At 46.6% G+C, this 24189-nt stretch carries 19 protein-coding genes and 1 tRNA gene; 14 read left to right on the top strand and 6 right to left on the bottom strand.

All coding sequences use genetic code 11. The features are described 5' to 3' along the window. Positions 1-195: 195 nt before the first annotated feature. Positions 196-1068, bottom strand: a complete 873-nt coding sequence (locus AC5ELV_RS15610) for a LysR family transcriptional regulator (protein ID WP_493430908.1) — start codon at positions 1066-1068, stop codon at positions 196-198. Positions 1069-1266: 198 nt separating this feature from the next. On the opposite strand from AC5ELV_RS15610, the gene AC5ELV_RS15615 reads away from it, so the two are divergent. The 7 genes from AC5ELV_RS15615 to AC5ELV_RS15645 all read left to right on the top strand — a co-directional run bounded on the left by AC5ELV_RS15615 (position 1267) and on the right by AC5ELV_RS15645 (position 8393). Then, on the top strand, positions 1267-2106 hold the full coding sequence (locus tag AC5ELV_RS15615) for an ACP S-malonyltransferase (protein WP_493430909.1): 840 nt from the start codon (positions 1267-1269) through the stop codon (positions 2104-2106). Continuing rightward, entirely contained in the window at positions 2103-3749 is a 1647-nt protein-coding gene (gene mdcA / locus AC5ELV_RS15620; RefSeq protein ID WP_493430910.1) for a malonate decarboxylase subunit alpha, read from the top strand. Before AC5ELV_RS15615 ends, mdcA begins: the two co-directional genes overlap by 4 nt. A gap of 4 nt (positions 3750-3753) precedes the next feature. Continuing rightward, a complete protein-coding gene (locus AC5ELV_RS15625) occupies positions 3754-4578 on the top strand; it encodes a triphosphoribosyl-dephospho-CoA synthase (RefSeq protein WP_493430950.1) in 825 nt (274 codons plus the stop codon). A gap of 28 nt (positions 4579-4606) precedes the next feature. After that, positions 4607-4906 carry a malonate decarboxylase subunit delta gene (locus tag AC5ELV_RS15630; protein ID WP_342426952.1) on the top strand — a complete coding sequence of 100 codons (300 nt, stop codon included), beginning with the start codon at positions 4607-4609 and terminating at the stop codon, positions 4904-4906. Then, positions 4896-6569, top strand: a complete 1674-nt coding sequence (gene mdcD / locus AC5ELV_RS15635; protein WP_493430911.1) for a biotin-independent malonate decarboxylase subunit beta — start codon at positions 4896-4898, stop codon at positions 6567-6569. Before AC5ELV_RS15630 ends, mdcD begins: the two co-directional genes overlap by 11 nt. Beyond that, positions 6563-7183, top strand: a complete 621-nt coding sequence (locus AC5ELV_RS15640) for a malonate decarboxylase holo-ACP synthase (protein WP_493430912.1) — start codon at positions 6563-6565, stop codon at positions 7181-7183. The genes mdcD and AC5ELV_RS15640 overlap by 7 nt, the downstream gene beginning before the upstream one ends. Positions 7184-7262: 79 nt before the next feature. Continuing rightward, positions 7263-8393: an acyltransferase family protein gene (locus AC5ELV_RS15645; protein ID WP_493430913.1), complete on the top strand. Its 1131-nt coding sequence runs from the start codon at positions 7263-7265 to the stop codon at positions 8391-8393. 142 nt (positions 8394-8535) lie between these two features. On the opposite strand, the gene AC5ELV_RS15650 is transcribed toward AC5ELV_RS15645, so the two are convergent. Further along, on the bottom strand, positions 8536-10014 hold the full coding sequence (locus AC5ELV_RS15650) for a PTS transporter subunit EIIC (protein ID WP_493430914.1): 1479 nt from the start codon (positions 10012-10014) through the stop codon (positions 8536-8538). Between the two features lie 317 nt (positions 10015-10331). On the opposite strand from AC5ELV_RS15650, the gene AC5ELV_RS15655 reads away from it, so the two are divergent. Further along, positions 10332-11156, top strand: a complete 825-nt coding sequence (locus AC5ELV_RS15655) for an MIP/aquaporin family protein (protein ID WP_493430915.1) — start codon at positions 10332-10334, stop codon at positions 11154-11156. Between the two features lie 32 nt (positions 11157-11188). After that, entirely contained in the window at positions 11189-12682 is a 1494-nt protein-coding gene (glpK, locus tag AC5ELV_RS15660; protein ID WP_307353436.1) for a glycerol kinase GlpK, read from the top strand. A gap of 85 nt (positions 12683-12767) precedes the next feature. On the opposite strand, the gene AC5ELV_RS15665 is transcribed toward glpK, so the two are convergent. Beyond that, the gene (locus tag AC5ELV_RS15665) at positions 12768-13808 is read right to left on the bottom strand and encodes a LacI family DNA-binding transcriptional regulator (protein WP_493430916.1); all 1041 of its coding nucleotides are present in this window, start codon (positions 13806-13808) and stop codon (positions 12768-12770) included. Between the two features lie 284 nt (positions 13809-14092). On the opposite strand from AC5ELV_RS15665, the gene AC5ELV_RS15670 reads away from it, so the two are divergent. From AC5ELV_RS15670 to AC5ELV_RS15690, 5 genes are all read left to right on the top strand, one after another. Next, the gene (locus tag AC5ELV_RS15670; protein ID WP_493430917.1) at positions 14093-15421 is read left to right on the top strand and encodes an ABC transporter substrate-binding protein; all 1329 of its coding nucleotides are present in this window, start codon (positions 14093-14095) and stop codon (positions 15419-15421) included. Positions 15422-15494: 73 nt separating this feature from the next. After that, positions 15495-16388: a carbohydrate ABC transporter permease gene (locus AC5ELV_RS15675; RefSeq protein ID WP_342426944.1), complete on the top strand. Its 894-nt coding sequence runs from the start codon at positions 15495-15497 to the stop codon at positions 16386-16388. Further along, entirely contained in the window at positions 16388-17206 is an 819-nt protein-coding gene (locus tag AC5ELV_RS15680; protein ID WP_493430918.1) for a carbohydrate ABC transporter permease, read from the top strand. Before AC5ELV_RS15675 ends, AC5ELV_RS15680 begins: the two co-directional genes overlap by 1 nt. A 23-nt stretch (positions 17207-17229) precedes the next feature. After that, positions 17230-18576: a GH1 family beta-glucosidase gene (locus tag AC5ELV_RS15685; protein ID WP_493430919.1), complete on the top strand. Its 1347-nt coding sequence runs from the start codon at positions 17230-17232 to the stop codon at positions 18574-18576. 18 nt (positions 18577-18594) lie between these two features. Next, complete coding sequence (locus tag AC5ELV_RS15690) at positions 18595-21828, top strand: cellobiose phosphorylase (RefSeq protein ID WP_493430920.1); 3234 nt, start codon at positions 18595-18597, stop codon at positions 21826-21828. 85 nt (positions 21829-21913) lie between these two features. On the opposite strand, the gene AC5ELV_RS15695 is transcribed toward AC5ELV_RS15690, so the two are convergent. From AC5ELV_RS15695 to AC5ELV_RS15705, 3 genes are all read right to left on the bottom strand, one after another. Then, a complete protein-coding gene (locus tag AC5ELV_RS15695; RefSeq protein WP_493430921.1) occupies positions 21914-22678 on the bottom strand; it encodes an exodeoxyribonuclease III in 765 nt (254 codons plus the stop codon). A 16-nt stretch (positions 22679-22694) separates the two neighbouring features. Continuing rightward, a complete protein-coding gene (locus tag AC5ELV_RS15700; protein WP_493430922.1) occupies positions 22695-23774 on the bottom strand; it encodes a hypothetical protein in 1080 nt (359 codons plus the stop codon). 322 nt (positions 23775-24096) lie between these two features. Then, positions 24097-24170 (bottom strand) — tRNA-Arg (locus AC5ELV_RS15705). Between the last annotated feature and the right edge of the window lie 19 nt (positions 24171-24189).

The following is a 24189-nucleotide window of genomic DNA, read 5'->3' on the forward strand; positions in this document are numbered from 1 at the left end:
CTGCTAAATAAGTTGTAAATGGTTTAGCTCCATCATATGAAGCTGTTACCCATTTATGTGCATTGACTTAACCAAAAACAAAAAAATTGAAACAAAGCATTTATAGAAATTAAATACTCTAAAGATATTAATCCTACTAATCCGAAGAATGATAAAACAATAAGGCAGATATTATGTCAAAAGGTATCTAAATCGTCAATGCTGAGCAATATCTTGGAAAAATCTAATGATGAATTCGAAGAACGATTTCTCTATATCGGTGTGCAGTTCCCCAGTAGGATAGGACAGATAGATTGTTCGCATACATCGAGGCTCCCTGATTTGAAGCAGCTTGATGTCTTCGGTTACGACGTTCCTCCACAGGATAGAAGGAATAAAGGAGATGCCAAGTCCTGTTTGAATCAACCCTCTTACCGTAGCCGGATCATCACTTTCAAAGACGATGTTCGGTTCAAAAGGGATATGAGTAAAAAAGTGGTCCGTTGTTTTCCTAAGCGAATTACCAGGTGTAAGGCTGATAAACTTCTCATGCTCTAGATCTTTCAGGAATACGGTGTCCTGAACACTCAGAGGGTGAGATTTTGGTACGCCAAGCAAAATTTCCTCCTCCAGCAGGATCGCATGCTCGTTGTCCGCCAACTCTTCGGACGTAATCGCAAAATCGTACGCCGGTCCTTTCTTCATCTTCGAAGGGTGCTGGGTCAGGTTGAATCTAATTTGAGGATAGAGATCGCGAAACTTGCCGACAAGGTTGGGCAAAAGCATAGAGCCGACGGCAACGTATAACGTGATGACCTCTACCATTTCGTTCTTCATTTCTTTGACTTCGGATATGCCTTGCTCTAGCGCTGAGAGCGACTGATTCACTCTTTTCAGGAACTTCTTGCCATATTCATTCAGCACGATATGTTTTCCTTCGCGGTCAAATAGCTGCACACCCAATTCCGTCTCCAGGTTTCTAATCATTTTACTTAAGGCAGGCTGTGAGATAAACAACTCGTTCGCGGCACGTGTGACATGCTCATACTTTGAGGTCATTTGAAAATACTTAAGCTGCAAATAATCCATAGTGAAAAATCCCCTTTATAACCATTAGGTTATCAATTATATGTGAATATATATATTTTACAGGTATTTGCTCACTTATTACAATTGACAATGTAAGATAATCAATCCGCTAAAGGTGGTGAGATTCTGAACATCGTTTTTACATTTCCCGGCCAGGGGTCACAGGTTGCCGGAATGCTCCAAGATGTGCCCGAGTATGTGAAAAAGGCAACAAGTATCATTGGAACTGAACTGCGTGATGATGAGAAGGCTATGGACTCAACGGTCTGGATTCAGACGGCACTCTTCGTTAAGGAGACGGCAATAGCCTACCGGTTGATCGAGCAGGGGATTCGGCCCCAATTCGTGGCAGGGCATTCCATTGGTGCATTTCCTGCGGCGGTCATCGCGGGAGTTCTCTCGTTCGAGGATGCGCTTCGGATCGTATGGCTACGTGCCCGGTTGATGGAAGAATCCTTCCCTGAAGGCTATGGAATGGGTGTGATTATTGGACTTACGAAGGCAGAGGTTCAACAAGTCGTGACTCTCTCCCATAGCGAGGCGACGCCAGTCTACCTCTCGAATGTAAACGCAGAGCAGCAAATCGTCGTATCCGGATCATTGGTAGGGTTAAATAAAGCATTTATGCATGTGAAAGAGCTTGGGAGCGCTAAAACGGCGCTTCTGAAGGTTCCGATTCCTTCACACTCCCCGCTGATGTCAGAGGTAGCCAATAAGCTATTGCTGAAAATACACACTTTTTCTTTGCGGGACGCTCAAATACCATATTTGGTAAATCATACGGGCAGAAAGACGAAAGCCAAGGAAAAAATTGCGGAGGACCTTGCCCTAAACGTAGCATATCCCGTCCAGTGGATGGATATGGCGGCTGTCTGCGTCGAATCGGGAGCTGATTGTTTCATCGAAATGCCGCCGGGCCATACTCTTTCCAGACTTGTCAAGCAAGCCCACAAGAGTACCCGGCAAATAGCCGTGGACGAAGTCGGTCTGGAAGCGACTCAGTATCTGATTAGAAAATGGAAGGAGCAAGAAGAATGAATAAAGTACAGCGATCCTGGTCACAAAAACGTGATAAAAAGCAGGAAAAGTTAGAAAAGGTGAAAAAGTGGCTGGACGGAAAATATATCGACTCCTCCCGAATCGTCGACCTGATGGAGTCGCTAATTGAGCCAGGCGCGAAGGTCGTCCTGGAAGGAGACAACCAGAAGCAAGCGTCCTTCCTTTCCCAGAAGTTGCTGGAAGTCGATCCTGGCAAGGTGCATGATCTGCATATGATTATGTCCAGCATTTCAAGACCCGAACACTTGGATATTTTCGAGAAGGGCATCGCGGGGAGGCTGGATTTCTCCTACAGTGGCTCCCAAAGCCTGCGTGTTGCACAAATGATTACTGACGGGACGCTTAAGCTCGGTGACATCCATACGTATTTGGAATTGTTCGGACGTCTCTTCATTGACCTTATTCCAGATGTGGTGCTGGTAGCGGCAGACAAATCAGATCGCGAGGGCAATCTGTATACCGGAAACAATACGGAAGAAACTCCGACGATCGTGGAAGCGGCCGCTTTCAAGGATGGGATCGTGATTGTACAGGTTAACGAAATCGTGGACGAGCTGCCGCGAACCGATATTCCAGCGTCCTGGGTCGACATCATTGTACAAGCCGACAAACCGTACACACTAGAAGCACTGTTTACCCGTGATCCACAGAATATTACTGAACTGCAAATTCTGATGGGCATGATGGCGATCAAGGGCATTTATGGAAAACATCAGGTGCAGTCGCTTAATCACGGCATTGGCTTTAATACTGCAGCGATTGAGCTTTTGCTGCCGACCTATGGTGAACAGCTTGGCCTGAAAGGGAAGATTGCCAAGCACTGGGCCCTGAATCCGCATCCGACTTTGATTCCGGCGATTGAATCCGGCTGGGTCGAAAGCATTCACAGCTTTGGAGGCGAGGTCGGTATGGAGAAATACATTGCGGCTCGTTCAGATGTGTTCTTCGTCGGCAAGGACGGATCTATGCGCTCCAACCGCGCGATGTGTCAGGTTGCAGGCCAATTCGCAGTAGATATGTTTATCGGATCAACGTTACAAATGGACAGCGCGGGCAATTCGTCTACCGTTACTTCCGGCAGACTGTCCGGTTTTGGAGGAGCACCGAATATGGGGCATGATCCTCGGGGACGGCGACATGCGACTCCTGCCTGGCTTGACATGAGCGAGCGCCCGACGGAACTCTCCAAAGGCCGGAAATTGGTCGTGCAGATGGTTGAAACATACGGTGCCAACAAAAAGCCAGTATTCGTGGATTCGCTAGATGCCATCAAGGTGAAGGATGAATCTAGCCTCGCCATTACGCCGGTCATGATTTACGGGGATGATGTCACCCACGTCCTTACCGAGGAAGGCATTGCATACCTCTACAAGACGGACAGCATAGAGGAGAGAAAGAAGGCTCTCGCGGCAATTGGAGGCGTAACGCCTTTAGGAATGGAAAGTAATGAGAGCGATGTAAGCCTGTTGCGTGACAGAGGGATTGTGGCCTATCCGGAGGATCTTGGGATCATGCGCAGACAAGCCAAGCGCTCGCTGCTGGCAGCACAGACGGTTAACGACCTGGTAGATTGGTCAGACGGATTGTATGATCCGCCGGCTAAATTCCGGAGCTGGTCTTAAAGCCATGCTCACGATGAAGCATTCAGCTTTCGCGGCTTCTCTGGCTGCCAAAGCTGTAAAGGCCCTGATGGAAGAGGCCCTTCTTACGCCCAAGCCTGGACTTGTCGATGCCAGAGACAATGGCTCTCATACAGATATGTCCATCGATCTAATGCTTGCATCCGCAAGAGTATTGGAGGATACATTTCGGGAAATAGCCATTGTGTCATACCTTCACCCGGTGGACCAGACCTTGCGTGAGCAGATCGCTCTAATTGGGCGGGAAGGCGAGAAGGTGATGTTCAGTGCAACGAACGGTGTCAATACACATAAGGGTGCCATTTGGGCCCTGGGGCTTTTAACGAGTGCACGGGCAGCCTTTCCAAGGGAGCGGGACCCTCATCAGATAATGAGTATTGCAGGAAGAATCGCATCGTTCCATGACCGGTACCGCCCGATGCAGCAGACGAATGGACAATCGGTTAAAAAGAAATACGCGGTAGTGGGGGCAGAGGAAGAAGCGAAGCTAGGCTTTCCGCACATCCGGGACGAAGCTTTGCCTGCTTTGCTGCGTGCCAGGGCTTGTGGGAAGACAGAGGTGGAAGCACGCATAGAAGCTTTATTGGCCTTGATGGCAAGTGTGGATGATACTTGTATCCTGCACCGCGGTCAGGTGTCGGATCTGATGGCGATTCAGAGAATGTCCGCAGCGTTCCTTGCAGCAGACGGATTAAGAACCCAGTCGGGCAGAAAGTTGCTCTACCGCTTGTCCGAGTATTGCAATGTTAGACAACTTTCACCCGGAGGCAGTGCCGACCTGCTAGCTGCGACATTATTTCTTATCGATTGATACTTTTAATTGGAGGTGTTTCTGAAGGATGGAAAAATTACAGTTTCAATACCAGACTACGAAGCCCATCCGTAAGCCGGCACATATCGGTGTTGTCGGTTCGGGGGATTTGGAGATTATTGTAGAGCCTGTGGAAGGCCAGACCACCCACGTCAGCATTTTAACAGGCAGTGAAGGATTTGGACAAGTATGGGAGAATGTTCTGATCCGTTTTTTTAACCGTTATCCGATTACTGCCAATATTACAGTTCATGACTTCGGAGCTACTCCGGGTGTAGTAACGCTTAGATTTACGCAAGTGTTGGAGGTGCTAGATTATGCAGAATAGTTTTGTGGAACTGAATGGACGCGAGAGAGCTAAAGCGTTGCTGGACGAAGGGATTTTCCGGGAGATGCTTGGGCCGTTGGACAAAATCCAATCCCCCCACTTAGAGCCGCAAGGCATTGTTCCTCAGAGCGATGACGGGATCATTCTGGCTCTTGGCGAAATACACAAACTGAAGGTCTTGATCATTTCGATGGAAGGCGCTTTTCAAGGAGGAGGTATTGGAGAAGTCAGCGGGGCCAAAATTTCCGGAGCGCTCGAACTGGCACTGGAAGAGAATAAGAGAGGGAACAAACTACATCCCATCATGATCTTCGATACAGGGGGTGTTCGGCTACAGGAAGCGAACTACGGGTTGTTGTCGATTTCGGAGATTGCTACCCAGATCGTTGCTCTGCGTAAATACGTTCCTGTTATCGGACTGATCCCGGGCCGTGTAGGGGCATTTGGGGGAATGTCCATTACTGCAGAATTGTTTACCACTCTGATTGCTACGAAGAAAGCGCGTCTCGGTCTGAACGGGCCGGAGGTCATTGAGCAGGAAGCAGGGGTCATGGAGTTCGATGCAAGCGACAAAGCCTTGATTTGGAACACAATCGGAGCCAACCAGCGCTTCCAAACCGGAATGATTGACGAAATGGTGGAAGATACGACGGATGCAGTTATCGAAGCGATTGATGCCGCGCTCAAGGCACCGGCGAAGCCTGCTAAAACGGAGCAAATCGATTTCTATCTGACCCTGTTAAACACTCTTGATCCAACAGAAGCTTGGACACCTGAGCGCTATCGCGAATTTTACACGCAGATACAGCCTGTGCAGCAGCCTGTCCCGCTGGCAAAAGAGGGTGCGGCCGACATGTCGGATAGTAGAGGTTATCGCTGGTTCTCCCGCTTGACGGGCATTGCTCACCCAATCAGCGATGTTCCTTCAGTGCTTGCGGCAGACGTGGATAAGAACGGACAACTGTGCAGATATATCGCCATTGTTCCGAATGCCTCCAACCGATTCCCGCGTGTCAGAAACGGTGAGGTTGGTATGCTTGAAGGCTGGACGGTGGCTCAAATCATCAGGGACGCAATCCGTCAAGATGAGAAAAAAGAAACCAAACGTCCGATCATTGCCATCATTGATGTACCGAGTCAAGCCTATGGCTATAAGGAAGAAATGGTCGGCATCAGTCTTGCCCTTGCTGCAAGTGCAGATGCTTACGCAACAGCTAGACTAGAAGGTCATCCGGTCATCGGTGTAATTGTCGGTAACGCGATTTCCGGGGGCTTCCTCGCGCATGGGCTGCAATCGAATCGTTTGATCGCACTGGATGACAGCAAGGTCAATATTCAGGCCATGTCCAAGGCTTCTGCTGCTCGGATTACCAAGCGGACGATTGCCGAGCTTGAAGAAGCTACCAAGAAGGTTCCAGCTATGGCCTACGATGTTCGTAGCTACAGTACTCTGGGGGCATTATATCAGATGCTGAGCGGTATCCATGCAGACGATCCACAGAGCAGCGATGTAGCCATCGTGGAAAAGACCGTTTCCGAGGCTATCGAGAGTACGAAAGGAGCGCCCCGTGACCTCAGCTTCCGATTGCAGACCAAGGAAGCTATGGCGGGCGGGCGGACTGCAACCCGTAGCGTTCGAGATGCGCTTGTGGAGCAATGGTAATCAGTCCACATGATCTGATTGAAGTGTCCAATTTGAAATATCTCTCCTTATATGAAGACAAGGAGTGGGTAACCGCCTCGCTGAGGCGGACCCCCTTTGTGGTCGTTCGCCGAGCCGATCCGTCGGCGGATGGTTGTATTCCCGTCGGAGTACGGGGACAGGAACGGAATCAACGGGAAGCTGCATTTCTGGACCCGAAAGGGTTGTGCCAGATCGTGTCTCCCTATGCGATAGTGAAACGTCAGATGTGGAACTCCTTGTCTACAGAGAGACGGCAGCAGCCTGTTCTCCAGTTGATGGACTTGTTAGCAGAAATGATGGCGGATTGGCGCTGGGGGCCAGCGGGGAGCGCAGGATTCGAAATAGTAACGCAATACCCGACTGTGAAGGAAACGAGTGATCTTGACCTTGTTATAGATGGTTCAGAGGTTATTGATTATACAGCAGCTGAAAGACTTGTGCACAAGTTGGAGCATCTTGGTGTTCGAATTGACATTCAATTGGAGACAAGAGACGGTGCCTACGTCCTGCGCGAAATTCTTGAGAGACGGGCCAGCACTGTGGTGCTGCGAACTTCTTCGGGTCCCAAGCTCGTTCGTAATCCTTGGCAATAAGGAGCTATAATCAACGGCAAAAGGGAGGAATGCACGACCATTTGGCTTCAGGCAAGCTGTCAAAGGGGAAGTGCGTATTATGGAAAACACTGAAGAGCGGAATATTAATATTAATGAGAGCGACATCTTAAAGGTGTTTGCCGTCAGCGGAGCGATCTTGCAAAGCGTTCTGGGGATGTTTCTGAAGTATGCACACACTAACGATAACCTAGCCTTATTAGGCGTCATTTTCAATATAGTAAAGTATACTGCGCCAGTCTTTATTTTTGCCATTGTATATGGGATGGTGAAAAATAATCAGCATACGAAGGTATCCCATTTTTACAAGGAAAAATTCGGGGAGCTCGTGATCCCTTATTTACTGTGGGCAGCGGCTGGCTTAATTTTCTTCCCGGAAATTCAGGTTAATCAGCACGTTACATCATTCCGGACGCTCATCGAGTCATTTGTGCTCGGTAATGCATCATCACAGTTTTGGTACACGGTGATGATGCTGCAATTTCAAGTGCTGATGCCAGTCCTTATCTTCATTTGCTATAAATACTTGGCTAAGCCTAAGCGGGTCATTCCGCTGCTTGTTGTGAGCTTCGTGATTTTCGGAGCATGGCTATGGATGTACGATACCTTCGTATTTCAAGGAGCATATGCGATTAGTCTACGTTACCTTGACCGCTTTTTCGTCAGTTATTTTATTTATGCTTTACTAGGTGGAATCGCTTGGGTATATAAGAAACAGTTCGACGGAGTGCTTCGCCGGATTCAGTTCATACTCATCCCGGTAATGCTGCTTATTCTCATTTGGACAAATCGCGAATTTTTCAGCTTTGGATTCGAGCATATGTCATTTGGCAATCTGATTTATCTGAAGCCGTCCATGACCTTGTACAGTTTGGTAGTGATTTTCCTGATTTACATGCTGGCAAGACATTTGATCAGCGTAAATTCCCGTTCACTTCCCTATTACAAATGGTTATCTACTTATGCGTACCGGGCCTTTACAGCGAACGTATTCATTCTGGTCATCGTGCTGCGCTTGTTCAGTGACTTGATAAGTCAGCTTCCTTTATTTATGGCGCTGCTTTTGGTTTATCTGACGACTGTGGCCTGCTCCTTCGGCATCGTCTATGCCTTAGCGCAGATAAAGGTAAAGGTATGTCGTGAATGGTTATTGTTGAAACAAAAAAAAGCGCACAGTACCAATCTAAGATAAGTGCCTAAAAGAAAATAATGCATTTAACAGGGTATATATGACACTATAATTTAAGTGTAACTAAGTTATTGGCGTATTGACGGCAATCATAAAGGGTATCTCGATGTTGAAGAGATACCCTTTTTTGTGAACCTGAACTTACTTACATCAACCGCTGTATTTCATCTTTCAGAATTTCGGACCGAGTCCCGAAAATAACCTGCAGGGTACCGTTACCAAGCCTGATGATTCCCGAAGCTCCGAGCTGCCTGAGAGCTTGATCGTTAACTGCTTTGTCGTCTTTAACGACAAGACGCAGCCGTGTGATGCAGGCATCAATGCTTAGGATATTGTCCGAACCGCCGAGATAGGTTAGTACCCTGCCTGCCTGACTGGACGGAGTGTCGGATGTAGCGCTTGCTTTTCCATTGGGTACAGATTCATTAGTCTCAGACAGGAGACCGTCTTCTACATCGTCTTCACGCCCAGGAGTTTTTAGATTGAATTTGAGAATGATAAATCGGAACAGAAAGTAATAGATGAGGGCGAAGACAAGCCCGACCGGGATCATTCGCAATGGGTGGGTGGAGAGTTTCATATTGACCAAATAGTCAATGAGTCCTGCCGAAAAAGAAAAGCCAAGTTTGACATCCAGTAGGTATACGACCAGGCCACTCAGGCCTGTCAGCAGAGCATGAACGCCGTAAAGCAATGGTGCAATGAACATAAACGAAAATTCGAGAGGCTCGGTGATCCCGGTCAGGAACGATGCCAGCGCAGAACCGATGAAGATGGAAGCGACGGCTTTACGTTTTTCCGGTTTAGCCGTATGGATGAATGCGAGGGCTGCTGCCGGCAGAGCGAACATCATAATGGGAAAGAAGCCGGACATGAACATACCCGCCGATGTATCGCCTGCGAAAAAACGCGTCAGGTCACCATGAACGACCTCACCGGCAGCATTGGTGTAATCACCAATTTGAAACCATGCGATGGAGTTCAACACATGATGCAAACCGAGCGGGATCAGCAGCCGATTGGCAATCATGAATACCATTGATCCAATTCCGCCAAAGCCGACAATCCAGTTGCCGAAGGCTGCAATCCCGTCTTGTATCGGACTCCAGATCATTCCGAGCAGAATGGCCAGAATCATGGTCGTGAAGGCTGTAATCATAGGGACAAACCGTTTGCCAGAGAAAAAGCCAAGCCAATCTGGGAGCTGAATATTATGATATTTTCTGAACAGAAAAGCAGACCATCCACCGATAAAAATACCACCCAATACGCCCATGTCCAGCTTGACGTCGTCTGGAATATATGCAAATATACCCGGCACTGCCGCCAAAATACGGGTCAGCACCATATAGGCAATGACTGCCGATAATGCGGCTACTGCGTCGCCTGCCAGACCAATGGCAACACCGATGGAGAAAATGAGCGCAAGGTTACCGAAGATGGCCCCCGCCCCCTCGTTCAAAAAAGGAGTGACATAATGATTCAGAAATCCGCCAACTCCGGGACCAAGCGGTATATCCGTTTCATAATTAATCAGAGCTAATCCTTGCAAAATCCCTGCGGCGGGTAGAGTGGCTACTGGAAGCATTAACGACTTGCCGATTTTTTGCAGAAATTTCAGCATAACATTCTTCCCTTCTTCATCGAGTTTGGGAGTGTCGTATTCACCTGAAATCCTTATGTTCGACCATTTTTTTACATCATAAATCGGAGAATCTAACATGGTCAACGATTATTTTAAGCTATGAAAAGACGTAAATCCGCAGTTGACATCGCTTACATGCTTATATAGTATCAAATTTAAGTTAATAATCGTGACGGAGACAAGAGAGCCACGCAGACATCCCATGGTACAGCACAGGGTTGGTTTGTGAGGGCTTTTCTTTTTTTTGCGCGATGAAAGCGATCGAAATCGGATGATCTATTGAGGAGGTAGGTTGTATGTCGCCATACGCAGCCGAATTCATAGGGACAATGATTCTTATTGCCCTAGGTGGCGGAGTGTGCGCAGGGGTGTCCCTGAAAAAGTCATTTGCTCACGCTTCCGGCTGGATTGTGATTGGAATGGGATGGGGGCTCGCGGTTGCTGTTGGGGTGTATGCAGTAGGTGAAATCAGCGGAGCGCATTTGAATCCGGCAGTGACACTGGCGTTGGCATTTCAGGGTGTTTTTCCATGGCAGGATGTTCCCGGCTATATTGTGGCTCAGCTTCTCGGGGCCATGGCGGGTGCGATCATCGTCGTTTTGCATTATTGGGCTCACTGGAAAGAGACGGAGGACACAGCAACCAAACTCAGCGTATTTGCGACAGGACCCGCGATTGATCATCCGTTTGCCAACGTGCTTAGTGAAATGATAGGTACTTTCATCTTTGTGCTTGCTCTGCAGTCATTTGGTGCCAATTCATTTACAGGGGGCCTGAAACCGCTGATTGTGGGTTTTTTAGTTGTCAGTATCGGTTTATCCTTTGGAGGCACAACGGGCTATGCCATCAATCCAGCGAGAGATTTTGGGCCGCGTCTGATGCATTATTTACTACCGATTCCCGGTAAAGGAGCATCCAACTGGAAATATGCTTGGGTGCCCATTGTAGGGCCACTGTTGGGCGGATCTTTCGCAGGGCTATTTTATCAGGCTGTTTTTAAGGGCAGTGTGACTCCGGCTTTCTGGATTTTACTAGGGATCATCGTGATTGTACTCTTGATTGCCTTCCGTATGAGTCGTACTTATAAAAATCATATACCGGATCACAAACTTACAGCGTAAAAACGATGGATTTACACGGGGAGAGATGAACAATGGGAAAATATATTTTGTCACTAGATCAGGGAACGACAAGCTCAAGAGCGATTTTGTTCAATAGCGAAGGAGATGTAGTGTACTCGGCTCAGCGAGAATTTCCGCAATATTTTCCTCATCCCGGCTGGGTGGAGCAGAATGCGAATGAAATCTGGAGCTCTATTCTCGGGGTCATTGCCTCCTGTCTTTCCGAATCCGGTGTAAAAGCAAATCAAGTGGCTGCCATCGGTATTACCAATCAGCGAGAATCGGTAGCAGTGTGGGATAAAAATACAGGAGTGCCCGTGTATAACGTACTCGTATGGCAATCACGCCAAACCTCGGATATATGCGAAGAATTGAAGCGGCAAGGGCACGAGGAACTGTTTCACAGCAAAACAGGGCTGTTGATCGACCCGTATTTTTCAGGCACTAAAGTAAAGTGGATACTGGACCATGTGGAGGGCGCACGGGAAAAGGCGGAACGAGGTGACCTGTTATTCGGTACGATTGACTCGTGGCTGATCTGGAAACTATCCGGCGGAACGGCACATGTGACGGACTACTCGAATGCGGCTAGGACGCTGATGTACAACATTTATGAACTAAAGTGGGACGAAGAGCTGCTGGACATTCTGGGTGTTCCGAAAATCATGCTTCCTGAGGTAAGACCTTCTTCCGAGGTATATGCGCACACCGTGGATTATCATTTCTTTGGTCAGAATGTACCGATCGCCGGTGCAGCAGGTGACCAGCAGGCAGCCTTGTTTGGTCAGGCATGTTACGAAAAAGGGATGATCAAAAACACTTACGGCACAGGCTGCTTTATGCTGATGAACACGGGGGATCAACCAGTGGAATCCAAGCACGGTCTGATTACGACCATCGCTTGGGGGTTGGAGGAAGGCAAAGTGCAATATGCACTCGAGGGGAGTGTGTTTGTAGCGGGGTCGGCGATCCAGTGGCTGCGAGACGGGCTGCGTATGTTCCGTGAAGCGAAGGATAGTGAGCCTTATGCCGCCCGTGTTTCGTCTACAGAAGGAGTGTATCTTGTACCCGCTTTTGTCGGACTGGGCAGCCCCTACTGGGATAGCGAGGTGCGCGGAGCGATGTTCGGCCTGACACGGGGGACCACGAAGGAGCATTTTATCCGCGCCACATTAGAATCACTCGCTTATCAGACCAAGGATGTGCTTACTGCCATGGAGATCGATTCAGGTATTGCGGTGAAGACGCTGCGGGTGGATGGAGGAGCTGTATTGAACAATTTTCTGATGCAATTCCAGAGCGATATTCTGGATGCAACAGTGGAGCGGCCAGTGATCCATGAGACGACGGCACTGGGGGCTGCATGTCTGGCAGGTTTGGCTATTGGATATTGGAAGAGTACGGATGAACTTCGCAAGCGGGTGAGGGTGGAAACCTCTTTTGCCCCGAATATGGATGAAGCAACACGTGAAAGCTTGTATGAAGGCTGGAAAAAGGCTGTGAATGCGACGATGGCCTACAAGTAATAGATTAAGCGATGGATCTCTGAATATTAAACTGCAAAAAGATGACTTCTGAATTTATCAGGAGTCATCTTTTTTAAGGCATGTGCTAACTCTTGGCCTTCGTATGGTTCCAATGTTGCCGGGCTCCGCAGGAGCTACGAATAACTAGTTCCGGCTCTACTTTAATACATTTGGTATCCATTTGTTTATTCATCAGGTCAAACAGCACCATAGCGGCTAGACGGCCTATTTTTTGCTTGTCTTGTTTCACAGTCGTCAGTGGAGGGTCGGTATAACGACAGGCTTCTATATCATCACATCCCACTACAGCGATATCCTCGGGTACCCTCAAGCCGCTTTCCTTGAAAGCACGTATGGCACCAAAAGCAAGCAGGTCGGTCGCCGCAAAAATAGCTTTTGGTAAATTTCCTTGCTGTATCCACGCCTTCGCGATCTGGTATCCATCTTCTGCCGCGTAGTCCTTACCATACACGATCCATTCTGGTCTGACATCAAGACTAAACCGTTTTAGTGAAGCGATAAAGGCTTCCTCCCTCTCTTTAATAACCAAGGAGGGGCGTTCAATGCCTATAAAACCCATTTCACGGTATCCATTCATGTAAAAGTGCTCAACAACCTTCATTGAAATCTTCTGATTGTCGGACATAATGTAGCAGGAACTGGCTCCGGTTAGCTCAATATCGACACCGATACAGGGGATAGGGCTAGCATCGAGATCAAAAACACTCTTCTCCACTTCATCTCCAGCAATAATAATGCACCCGTCCACTGAAAAATATTTCGAGCGAGCCAAATAGTCCTCTCCATTATCCAGAAATTTCTCATTTGAAAAAAATAGCAGATCGTAACCGAGCAAGCCAATCTGTTTTTTGAAAACATTAATGATATCTACAAAAAAAGGATGACTAAAATCAACATTCAGCTTGCCGGCAAATATAACGCCTACCAGATTAGATTTTTTGGTAGCCAGCGTTTTAGCTGAGGAGGAGGGTCTATAGCCTGTTTCCTCCATAATTTTAAGTACCCGCTGCCGGGTTTCCTCACTGATGTCCGTGTAATTGTTAATGATTTTCGAAACCGTTGCCACTGAAACGCCTGCCATGCTAGCTATTGTTTTTATATTCATGGAATCCTCCGTAACTAAACTGATTTAGTTAAATTAACTTTGCATTTCAAACTTAATGATTACTCGTATTCTATGCTACCTCATAGAAGTGAGTCAACCGTGCGAATAAAGGAGGTTTCCTACTCTTTTAAAGAGTAATAACGTTGATTTATGTTTTTTTTGATAATTTATAAATCTCTATTTACAAATACAGGCTATCCGATACATAATAGTAGCTGTAATTAACTAAACCGCTTTCGTAAAAGTAAAAGCATTTATTCTAAGATTACAGGGGGAATTTTGCAATGCTGAAAAAGTGTTTTTCTTTACTTATTGTAACCGCTTTAATTGTGGTGGTGGCCGCTTGCGGCAAAGGTAGCGAGGCTGGACAGAACGGAAATAAAAAGGTCACGTTAAAGATTATTCATTGGCAGCAGGAAAATATTAATAACTATATAAAGGAATTTAATAAAAAGTTTGAAGAGAAGTATCCCGATGTTCAGGTGGAGTATACGACGGTTCCTGCTGATTCCACTTATGATCAACTGATGCAAACGCGTATGAATGCGGGTTCAACCGGTGATGCAGACATTATTCCTCTGAAATTCAGCTTCGTAGGCGCACCGCAGGAATGGTCTAAGGGAGCAGCTGATCCGATGTGGAAGCAATGGATTGAAGGAGGACTCATTGCAGATCTGTCGGATCAAGCTTTTATCAAAAACTATAATCCTACAGATGTCAAAAATGCCATGACCTATAACGACAAAGTATACGGTGTAAACATGGGAAAGGTGGCCCTGACAGGTCTGTTTTACAACAAAGAGATTTTTGAAAAATATAATCTTGCTGTGCCGAAGACATGGGACGAACTGGTGAATGTGATGAAGGTGCTCAAGGATAATGGCGTAGAACCGCTTGGTTTTGGCGGTAAGGATGTATGGCCTATTAACCTTGCTGTCCAAGGGCTTCAAGCCTCTATCCATGATGATCAGCTGGAATATATCAAAGGGCTGTGGACAGGTAAGACGAAGCTGACAGACCCCGTCCAACTTGAAGTGCTGGAAAAAACACAAGTTTTGATGAATAACGCCATTGGTGGATTTATGGGAATTGACTATGGAACCTTGCCAAGTCTGTTTGCTTCAGGGCGTGTAGCTATGATTGCGGATGGTACGTGGGATGCAACCACGATCCAGACAGCCAATCCAGAGCTGAAATTTGGTTATTTTCCGATTCCAGGCAGTAACGATCCGGCTAAAAATAAAAACCTTGCAGGCAAGTACGATATGACCTGGATGGTATTAGAAAAATCACCGAATAAGGATTATGCGATTAAATGGCTTGAAATGCTGTCCGAGAAGCAGAACTATACGGATTTTGTAAACGCTGCTGGATTTTTGCCAACACAGTCTGATGTGAAGATAAGCAGCGACTTTGTGAATGAAATTCAGCCTTCACTGGAAAACTTCAAGCTCTCTTGGGATCAGCTGTTTATCAATCGTAAGAATGTTGGACAGTACATTAAGGAAGCCAGCGTACATGCAGAATTTTTGACGCCTGCCGGTCCGTTAAAGACGCCTTTGGAGCTTGCCCAGAAATCTCAGGCAGACTGGGATGCGGCAGCCCCTAAATAAATCTATTGATTTTACAAGAAAACAAATGGGCAACTGCAAAGCTCCCATAATAATGTAAAAAGGTGTGAGACCCATGTATCCCTTCGGAAAGGGTGCGGCCCGGATAATGCCCTATCTTTTGCTGAGTATTCCGGTGCTGCTCTATTTGCTTCTTGGTTTTGGACCCTCTATGGTAACCGTGCTTTTTTCCTTTACTGATGCTACCGGGGTTCCGGGACAGACGTGGAATTTTATCGGATTCGAGAATTACACGACCTTTTTCACCTCCTCCGACTCTGGAGATCGCATTGCTTCCATTGGCCGTTCCCTATATTTTGCCGTAGCGGTGGTTGTGATTCAAAATGCAGTGGGGCTGTTCATGGCCATCCTTATTAATAAGAAGCTCAAAGGGGATGTGTTATATCGCTCTGTATTTTTCCTGCCCGTTGTGCTCGGGGTGACGGTATCCGGCCTGATCTGGCAGCTGCTTGCCAATCCGCTTGGGGGTCCTGCGCAAGCCTTGATGAACTTTTTTGGAACCAGCTCCAACTTCTTCGGTGATTATGATATTGCATTTGAATTGATTATTTTTGTGCAAATTTGGATGTACATGGGTTACTCGATGACTATTTTCTTAGCTGGACTCCAATCCATCCCCAGTGACTTATATGAAGCAGGGTATATGGACGGTGCCTCTGGATGGAAAGCGTTCATAAATATTACCTTTCCGATGATTGCGCCGTCCTTTACCGTCAATATGCTGTTGTCCATTATCGGCGCATTGCAGACCTTTGACATTATTTATGTGCTGACAGGTGGTAAATTCAACACGACAACACTTGCGTTTGATGTGTATGCCACAGCCTTTGGCTCTGGGACATCAGATTACGGTCTTGCTTCCGCAGTTGCTATGATCCAGTTTGTGTTCGTGTTTACGGTATCGATGATTGCTCTGTATTACTTGCGTAGAAGAGAGGTGGAAATGTAATGAGCAGTAGCAAAGGAACCAAAATAGTGAGCTACACCATTGTACTGCTCATGCTTTCGTTATATGTACTCCCGCTTTTCTACCTTTTTAATGTATCGATGAAGACTCAAAGTGAGTATCTGATGGACCCTGTAGCTCTAGCCAAGAGTATACGCTTGGAGAATTTTATGGATGCTTGGGAAAAAGGGAACTTCTCTCAATACATGTGGAACAGTATTTTGTATACAGGCGTATCTACGGTATTAACGCTGATTATATCCGTGTTTGCGGCTTTTCCGCTGGCGCGGGGATATGTTAAGTTCAGTACTTTCTTTTATGTGTTTTTCCTAATATCCATGTATCTCCCAAATCCGCTGATTCCGCAATTTGCTCTCATTAATAGCCTGGGACTTTACAATTCCCAGCTTGGCTTCATTTTGCTGAAAACAACAGGTACCGGCATCGCTTTCCTGATGTTTGTGGGATATATCAAGTCTGTCTCCCGAGAGCTGGATGAAGCGGCTGCCATGGACGGGTGCGGATATTCACGATATTTGTTTACAATTCTTGTCCCGCTGATGAAGCCGGTGTTGGCAACAGGCATTATTTTGACAGCTATTGGGGCGTGGAATGACATTATAGGTCCTACTATTTATTTGTCTGATCCTGCTTATCAGCCAGTGACCAAGGGATTGTTCTCCTTCTACGGACAATACATGAACAACTGGCCGCTGCTCGCTTGCGGCATTCTGATTGTTACACTACCGCTCGTTATTTTGTATATTTTCCTCCAGCGCTTTATTGTCGGCGGTGCAATGGCCGGAGCTGTGAAGTCTTGATTTCTGAAAGGATGATACCGAGTATGAGTGAGAATACCTATACATTCCCGACCACGTTTATGTGGGGAACTTCGACCTCTTCTTATCAAATTGAAGGTGGCGTGGATAAGGAAGGAAGAACGCCTTCTATTTGGGATACTTTCTGTCGAGTACCCGGGAAGGTGATCGAAGGGGACTGCGGAGATGTAGCTTGTGACCATTTTCACCGCTTTAAGGAAGACGTGCAATTAATGAAGCAACTTGGCTTTTTACATTACCGTTTTTCCGTGGCTTGGCCGCGCATTATTCCCGCACCCGGCGTGGTTAACGAACAGGGGCTGCTCTTCTATGAGCGTCTGCTGGATGAGATTGAGTCGGCCGGGCTAATTCCAATGCTGACGCTGTATCATTGGGATCTACCGCAGTGGATTGAGGACGAAGGCGGTTGGAGGCAACGAGAGATTATCCAACATTTTAAAACGTATGCCTCTGTAATCATGGATCGATTTGGACAGCGTATAAGCTGGTGGAATACGATAAATGAGCCCTATTGCGCCTCTATTTTGGGCTATGGCACAGGCGAGCATGCCCCCGGCCATGAGAACTGGAGGGAAGCCTTTACTGCCGCTCATCATATTCTGATGTGTCACGGGATAGCCATGAACTTACACAAGGAAAAGGGCCTGACAGGCAATATCGGTATTACGCTGAACATGGAGCATGTCGATGCAGCCTCTGAACACCCTGAGGATGTAGCCGCTGCTGTCCGGCGGGATGGCTTTATTAATCGTTGGTTTGCCGAGCCATTGTTTAACGGGAAATACCCTGAGGATATGGTGGAATGGTACGGGGCGCACTTGAACGGGTTGGATTTTGTACAGCCTGGTGATATGGAGCTGATTCAGCAGCCAGGGGATTTTTTGGGCATCAACTACTACGCCCGCAGCATCATTCGCGCGACTACAGACGCTTCGTTGCTACAGGTCGAGCAGGTTTCCATAGAGGAACCGGTAACGGATATGGGATGGGAGATTCACCCTGAATCCTTTTATAAGCTGCTAACTCGGATTGAAAAGGATTTTACCAAGGGGTTACCCATCCTGATTACGGAAAACGGAGCAGCGATGAAGGACGAACTGGTGAATGGAAAGATTGAGGACATTGGGCGTCAGCATTACATTGAGGAACATTTAAAGGCATGCCATCGCTTTATTGGGGAGGGAGGTCAGCTTAAGGGCTATTTTGTCTGGTCATTCCTCGATAACTTTGAATGGGCCTGGGGATACAGCAAACGTTTTGGTATTATACACATTAATTACGACACACAGGAACGGATACCCAAACAAAGTGCGCTGTGGTTCAAACAAGTGATGGCGAATAACGGGTTTTAAATAGAAAAGGGGGATACGATGCAGCAGTATTATTTTGACGATCAAGGACGTTTTGTGATTGAGAATTATGCGCAGGTCAAGCCCTTTTCCAGTTTTCTACCCGGTATTGCTGGTGTTCAGGGGATTCCTCTGTGGGCGTATTATGTTAATCGTGGGCAAGGAATCGCAAGCTTTGGTGTAGAGGATAAGAATGGAGCCATCATGGAGTTTTTTCCGGCCAATCGCAGCTATAGTCTTGTGCCGATACATGGCTTTCGAACGTTTTTAAAGGTGAAGATGCAGGGTGAGTGGAGCTATGTGGAGCCATTTTCGGCTGTGCATCCTGTGGAGCGTGAACAGCAAAAAATGCTGATATCCCGCCATATGCTGGAAATACACAGCTCTAATCCAGACACAGGGCTTGAGGTCCGTGTGCAATATTTCACGCTTCCTCATGAAAGTTACGCTGCTTTGGTGCGAAAGGTTGAGATTGTCAATCATTCCACTCAAGAGCTTGAACTGGAGGTGCTGGATGGCATGCCTGCCGTGCTGCCTTTCGGTATTGATAATGTGGCATACAAGGAGCTTGGACATACACTGAAGAGCTGGATGGATGTGTATAATCTCAACAATAGCATTCCTTACTATAAGGTGCGTGGAAGCACAGCGGATACAAGTGAGATCCATCAAATTGAAGCGGGACATTTTATGTACAGCTTTGTGGAGGAGGAGGGGAAGACCAGGCTATTGAGTCCAATTGTCGATCCGTCCTTAATATTCGGTGAAAATACGGCACTGACCTTCCCTGATCGCTTTATCCATTCACGGATCGAAGACTTGGTTGTACAGCAGCCTGTGACGACAAATAAAGTGCCCTGTGGGTTTAGCGGCTACACAGCACGACTGGCGGCAGGTACTGCCGTCAATCACTGTACGATCATCGGGCATGTGAATGATATTCACTCTATCAATGAACGGATTACGGAAATTGCAACCATGCCTTATATCGAGCGGAAGGCGGAGGAAGCCAAAGCGTTGATCGAAGAGTTGACGGATGAAATGGCAACGCGGACATCCATTCCGTTATTTGACGAATACTGCCGTCAGAATTATCTAGATAACCTGTTACGCGGTGGTTATCCATTGCTGCTGGACAACGGCACAGAGCAACCATTTGTATATCATGTATTTTCGCGCAAGCATGGGGATCTGGAACGGGACTATAATTTCTTTAAGCTCCAGGCGGGATATTATTCTCAAGGAAATGGTAATTTTCGCGATGCAAACCAGAACCGGAGAAATGATGTGTGGTTTAACCCCGGCATAGGAGATTTCAATATCCGTTTGTTTATGAGCCTGATTCAGCCAGACGGCTATAATCCGCTTGTCGTAAAGGGGTGTAGCTTTCAACTGCGGGAGTTGGAACCGTTGCTAGGACAGGTGGAGGTAGCAGATCACTCGTCTTTGCGTGCTTTTTTTCAATCGTCGTTCACCCCGGGTGAGCTGATTCAACATATCATCCATGGCGACATCGCGCTAAAGCAAACAGTTGAGACATTTGTGACCGAAGCTCTCAAGCATTCCGAACAATGCTATGAGGCTGATTTTGGTGAAGGTTTCTGGATCGACCATTGGACTTATAACATGGATCTAATCGAAAGTTATCTAAGTATCTATCCGGACAAACAAGAGGAACTCTTGCTCGCGACCCGAGAGTACATGTATTACGACAGTCCGGCATGGGTACAGCCACGTCGAAACAAATACGTGCAGATGAAGGACGGACGTATCCGTCAGTACGGGGCGGTCGTAGAGAGCAAAGAGAAAGAAGCTCAGCTGCACGCCCGGGATCGCGATGTTCATTGGGTTCGAACCAAACATGGAAGCGGAGAAATTTATAAGTCCAATTTATATGAAAAGCTGCTGTCATTGGCAGCCATCAAGCTGTCCACGCTGGACCCGGAGGGCTTGGGAATTGAGATGGAGGCGGGCAAGCCGGGATGGAATGATTCTATGAACGGACTTCCGGGACTGTTTGCTTCTGGATTCAGTGAAGTGTGTGAATTACAGCGACTCGTAAAATTTTTAATACATGCACAGGTAAAGCTTTCGGGCGATTCTGTGCTACGGTTGCCGCGAGAAGTTGCTAAGTTGATCCAACAGCTGAGGCTTGCAATAGAGGAATATTACTACGATTCTGATGAGGCTGATTACAGGAATGAAAGCAAGGATTACAGCTTCTGGTCACAGATTTCGGAAGCTAGAGAAGTGTATCGTGAAACGATTCGTTTTGGATTTGAAGGAACAGAAACGCCACTAGCGTTTGATGATGTGCTGGTGTTTTTGCGCCAGGCTGAACGTAAACTCCAACAGGGAATGGATAGGGCTCTGCTCATAGGAGAGGGGATATACCCAACCTTCTTTTATTATGAAGCCAGAGAATTCGAGGTACAGGAGGATGACTGCGGGGGCAAGCTCGTAAACATACATTCCTTCGAACGTAAGGATACACCATATTTTCTGGAGGGACCGACCCGGGCGATGAAAGTGGTTGGCGACATTGTAAATGGGCAGAAGCTGTATCGGCAAATCAGGCAAAGCGGGCTTTACGACAGGAAGCTGGGCATGTATAAGGTGAATGAAAGTCTGGCGGGGCAGCCGTTTGAACTCGGTCGTTCTAGAGCTTTTACGCCGGGTTGGCTGGAAAATGAATCTATATTTATGCATATGGAATTTAAATATTTACTTGAATGCTTAAGGGCGGGTCTATACACTGAATTTTTTTCAGACATTAAAAAAGCGTTACCGCCTTTTATGGACCCAGAGGTCTACGGAAGAAGTACGCTGGAGAACAGCTCCTTTATTGCTAGTAGTGCTAATCCTGATGCAAGTTTGCGTGGAACAGGATATATTGCGAGGCTGAGCGGATCTACGGCAGAATTTATTCATATGTGGATATGGATGATGACGGGCGGGCAGCCGTTTGGCTATGATCATAGGGGCCTATCCTTGAAGCTGGAGCCCAAGCTGCCAGGCTGGTTGTTCACAGCTACAGGTATGCTATCTTTCTGTTTTCTCGGAAGCTGCCAGGTGACTTATTTTAATACGGATCGCAAGGATACTTATGCACCGGAATGCATAGTGACCCAGTATGTACTGCATTACTCCAGTGGCGAAAAGAAGACGATAAGTCAGACTGTATTAGATCAAAAAGAGGCACAAGATGTGAGAGAGCGGTTGATTTCCCGTATTGAGGTATATTTGGGGACATAGCTCCATTAATTAAAGCCGTCATGCTGCAATAACAGACATGACGGCTTTTTATGAGTTTAAATAACCTTGTGTCAGGCAGGGAGACCTATGCTGAAATATCTTGCAACTCCAATATCACAGGGCAGTGGTCACTGCCTGTAATATGACAATCAATGTTCGCATCTATCAATAGCGGACGAAGTCTCTCCGAGACGAGGAAGTAATCAATCCGCCAACCGATATTCCTTTCTCTCACCTTTGGCATGTAGGACCACCAGGAATAAACATCCGTCCGGTCAGGATAAAAGGTTCTAAAGGTATCTATAAATCCGGCGTCTAGTAGCTGTGACATGCGTTCCCGTTCCTCGGGCGTAAATCCGGCATTTCCGTAGTTGGCTTTGGCGTTTTTGAGATCGATCTCCTGATGAGCTACGTTCAAGTCTCCACAAACGATGACAGGCTTCAAAGCATCCAGTTGTTGCAGGTAGCTGCGGAAACGATCTTCCCATTCAAGTCTGTAGGGCAGTCGGGACAAGTCCCGTTTGGTATTCGGTGTATACACATTGACGAGATAAAATTTTTCGAATTCCAGCGTAATGGTTCTGCCTTCCGGCTCTCCATTTTCCTCAAGGCCATAGTGCACAGAGAGCGGCTTGATTTTGGTGAAAATAGCTGTGCCGGAATATCCCTTTTTCTCAGCATAATTCCAGTACTGTGTGTATTCCTCCATATTCTCCATGGTGATTTGTCCCTCTTGAAGCTTCGTTTCCTGTACGCAAAAAATATCGGCATTCGTTTCTTTTAGATAAGTATAAAATCCTTTGGTCACACAGGCCCTTAAGCCATTTACATTCCAAGATATTAATTTCATTTGATTAATCTCCTTATTACTCATCGCGGTGAAGCGGCATGATTTGTATATCCTCTGTTGATATAAGCTTATAAATGTCTTCTATCTGGACTTCATAGATCATTTCATCAAAATGGTCCTGACCAAACATATAATCGTTTAGTTCTATTGCCTTCCGGCTTCGTTTGGTATTCATAGTCGAAGGGAAAAATTCGATATCTAATGAGGCTTTATTTCCGGCCAACACTGTCTTGAGAACTTTCGCGGTTTGTAATACCCGTTCTTTTTCCAATGGCAGTCCTGAGTCAGTTAGATCCTCGAATACAATTATACGAATATACTGATCGCCGACCGCTTCGGGATTCAGTTTAAAATCGTCGTATTCTTTGATCATTTTATCCGTGTTCCCTTCTTGTACCCTAGAATGAACAGCGGCTGAATCATCGTATAGCTTCTGTATAACGGGTTTGAGTTTCATGTCCAGTTGGCTCTCCCAAAGTGCGCTAAGATAATTTTCTCTAAATGGGACATCCTCATAAGGACGCTTGGTCATATTAAAAAGGACGGAAGGATGACGATTAGAGATCGCTTCCATGGTATATTCAGTGAAGGGAATACTATGATAGCTAATATTTTGAATTTGAAAGTCCTCTCCGTATTTCTGCTCCAGATATTGCTCTGATTCTGCAGCTACGTTGCGTTTATTTTCACCTGTTTGTGTAAAAGGCTCTATAATATCTACGTATTTCATTGTGACTGCAAGAAGTAGAAGTGTAGCTCCCACAGCGAGACTGAGCAACATGCGCCATTTGGAAGGCAAGGATGCACCTGTCGGCGCGCTATCCACATTGCTTGTAATTTGAAAAGATCGTACTGTAAAAACAATGCCTAGAATGTGGAGAATAATGGCTAGCGGTCCCGAAATAATAAGCAGGTATCCGAGAGAAAATAATGTAAAATAGATCAGAATTCCCTGTGTGATGATAAGAGCCGCTCCTCCAATCATATAGGAAGGAATGGCGAGATAAAACATACCCAATCCAGTACCTAATATGGAAAGCAAAGTGGCAACAAAACGATGTATTTCCCGCGACTTTTGCAGTTTATTGGTAGTCAAGGGAGACAGTCTACCTCCTTTACTTCAAAATGGTGCAACATGATAGATGATAGCAATTTCTGCGTTTTTTTGAAAGAGTAATGACCTGGAACTAGCGCCTAAAGTAGCGTTGGACAGACTACTCTTTCTACATTATTTATAATGAAAAAAAGCTCCCTTGCGGAAGCTTTTTTTGGTGTAATACATCAGGAGAGAACGCTCCCTATGGTCGACTGCGAAGTATAGGGCTAAAGATGCCAATGGTCCAATGTTCCTCGGTGGGTTATCAACCCATGAGAACAAAAAAAGCCTCCATTATGGAAATGGAGGCTTTTTGTTATGACGTCCCAGGAGGGATTCGAACCCCCGACCGACGGCTTAGAAGGCCGTTGCTCTATCCAGCTGAGCTACTGGGACATAAAATTCAAGCGAATAT

This window comes from Paenibacillus sp. NMA1017 (assembly GCF_058895805.1).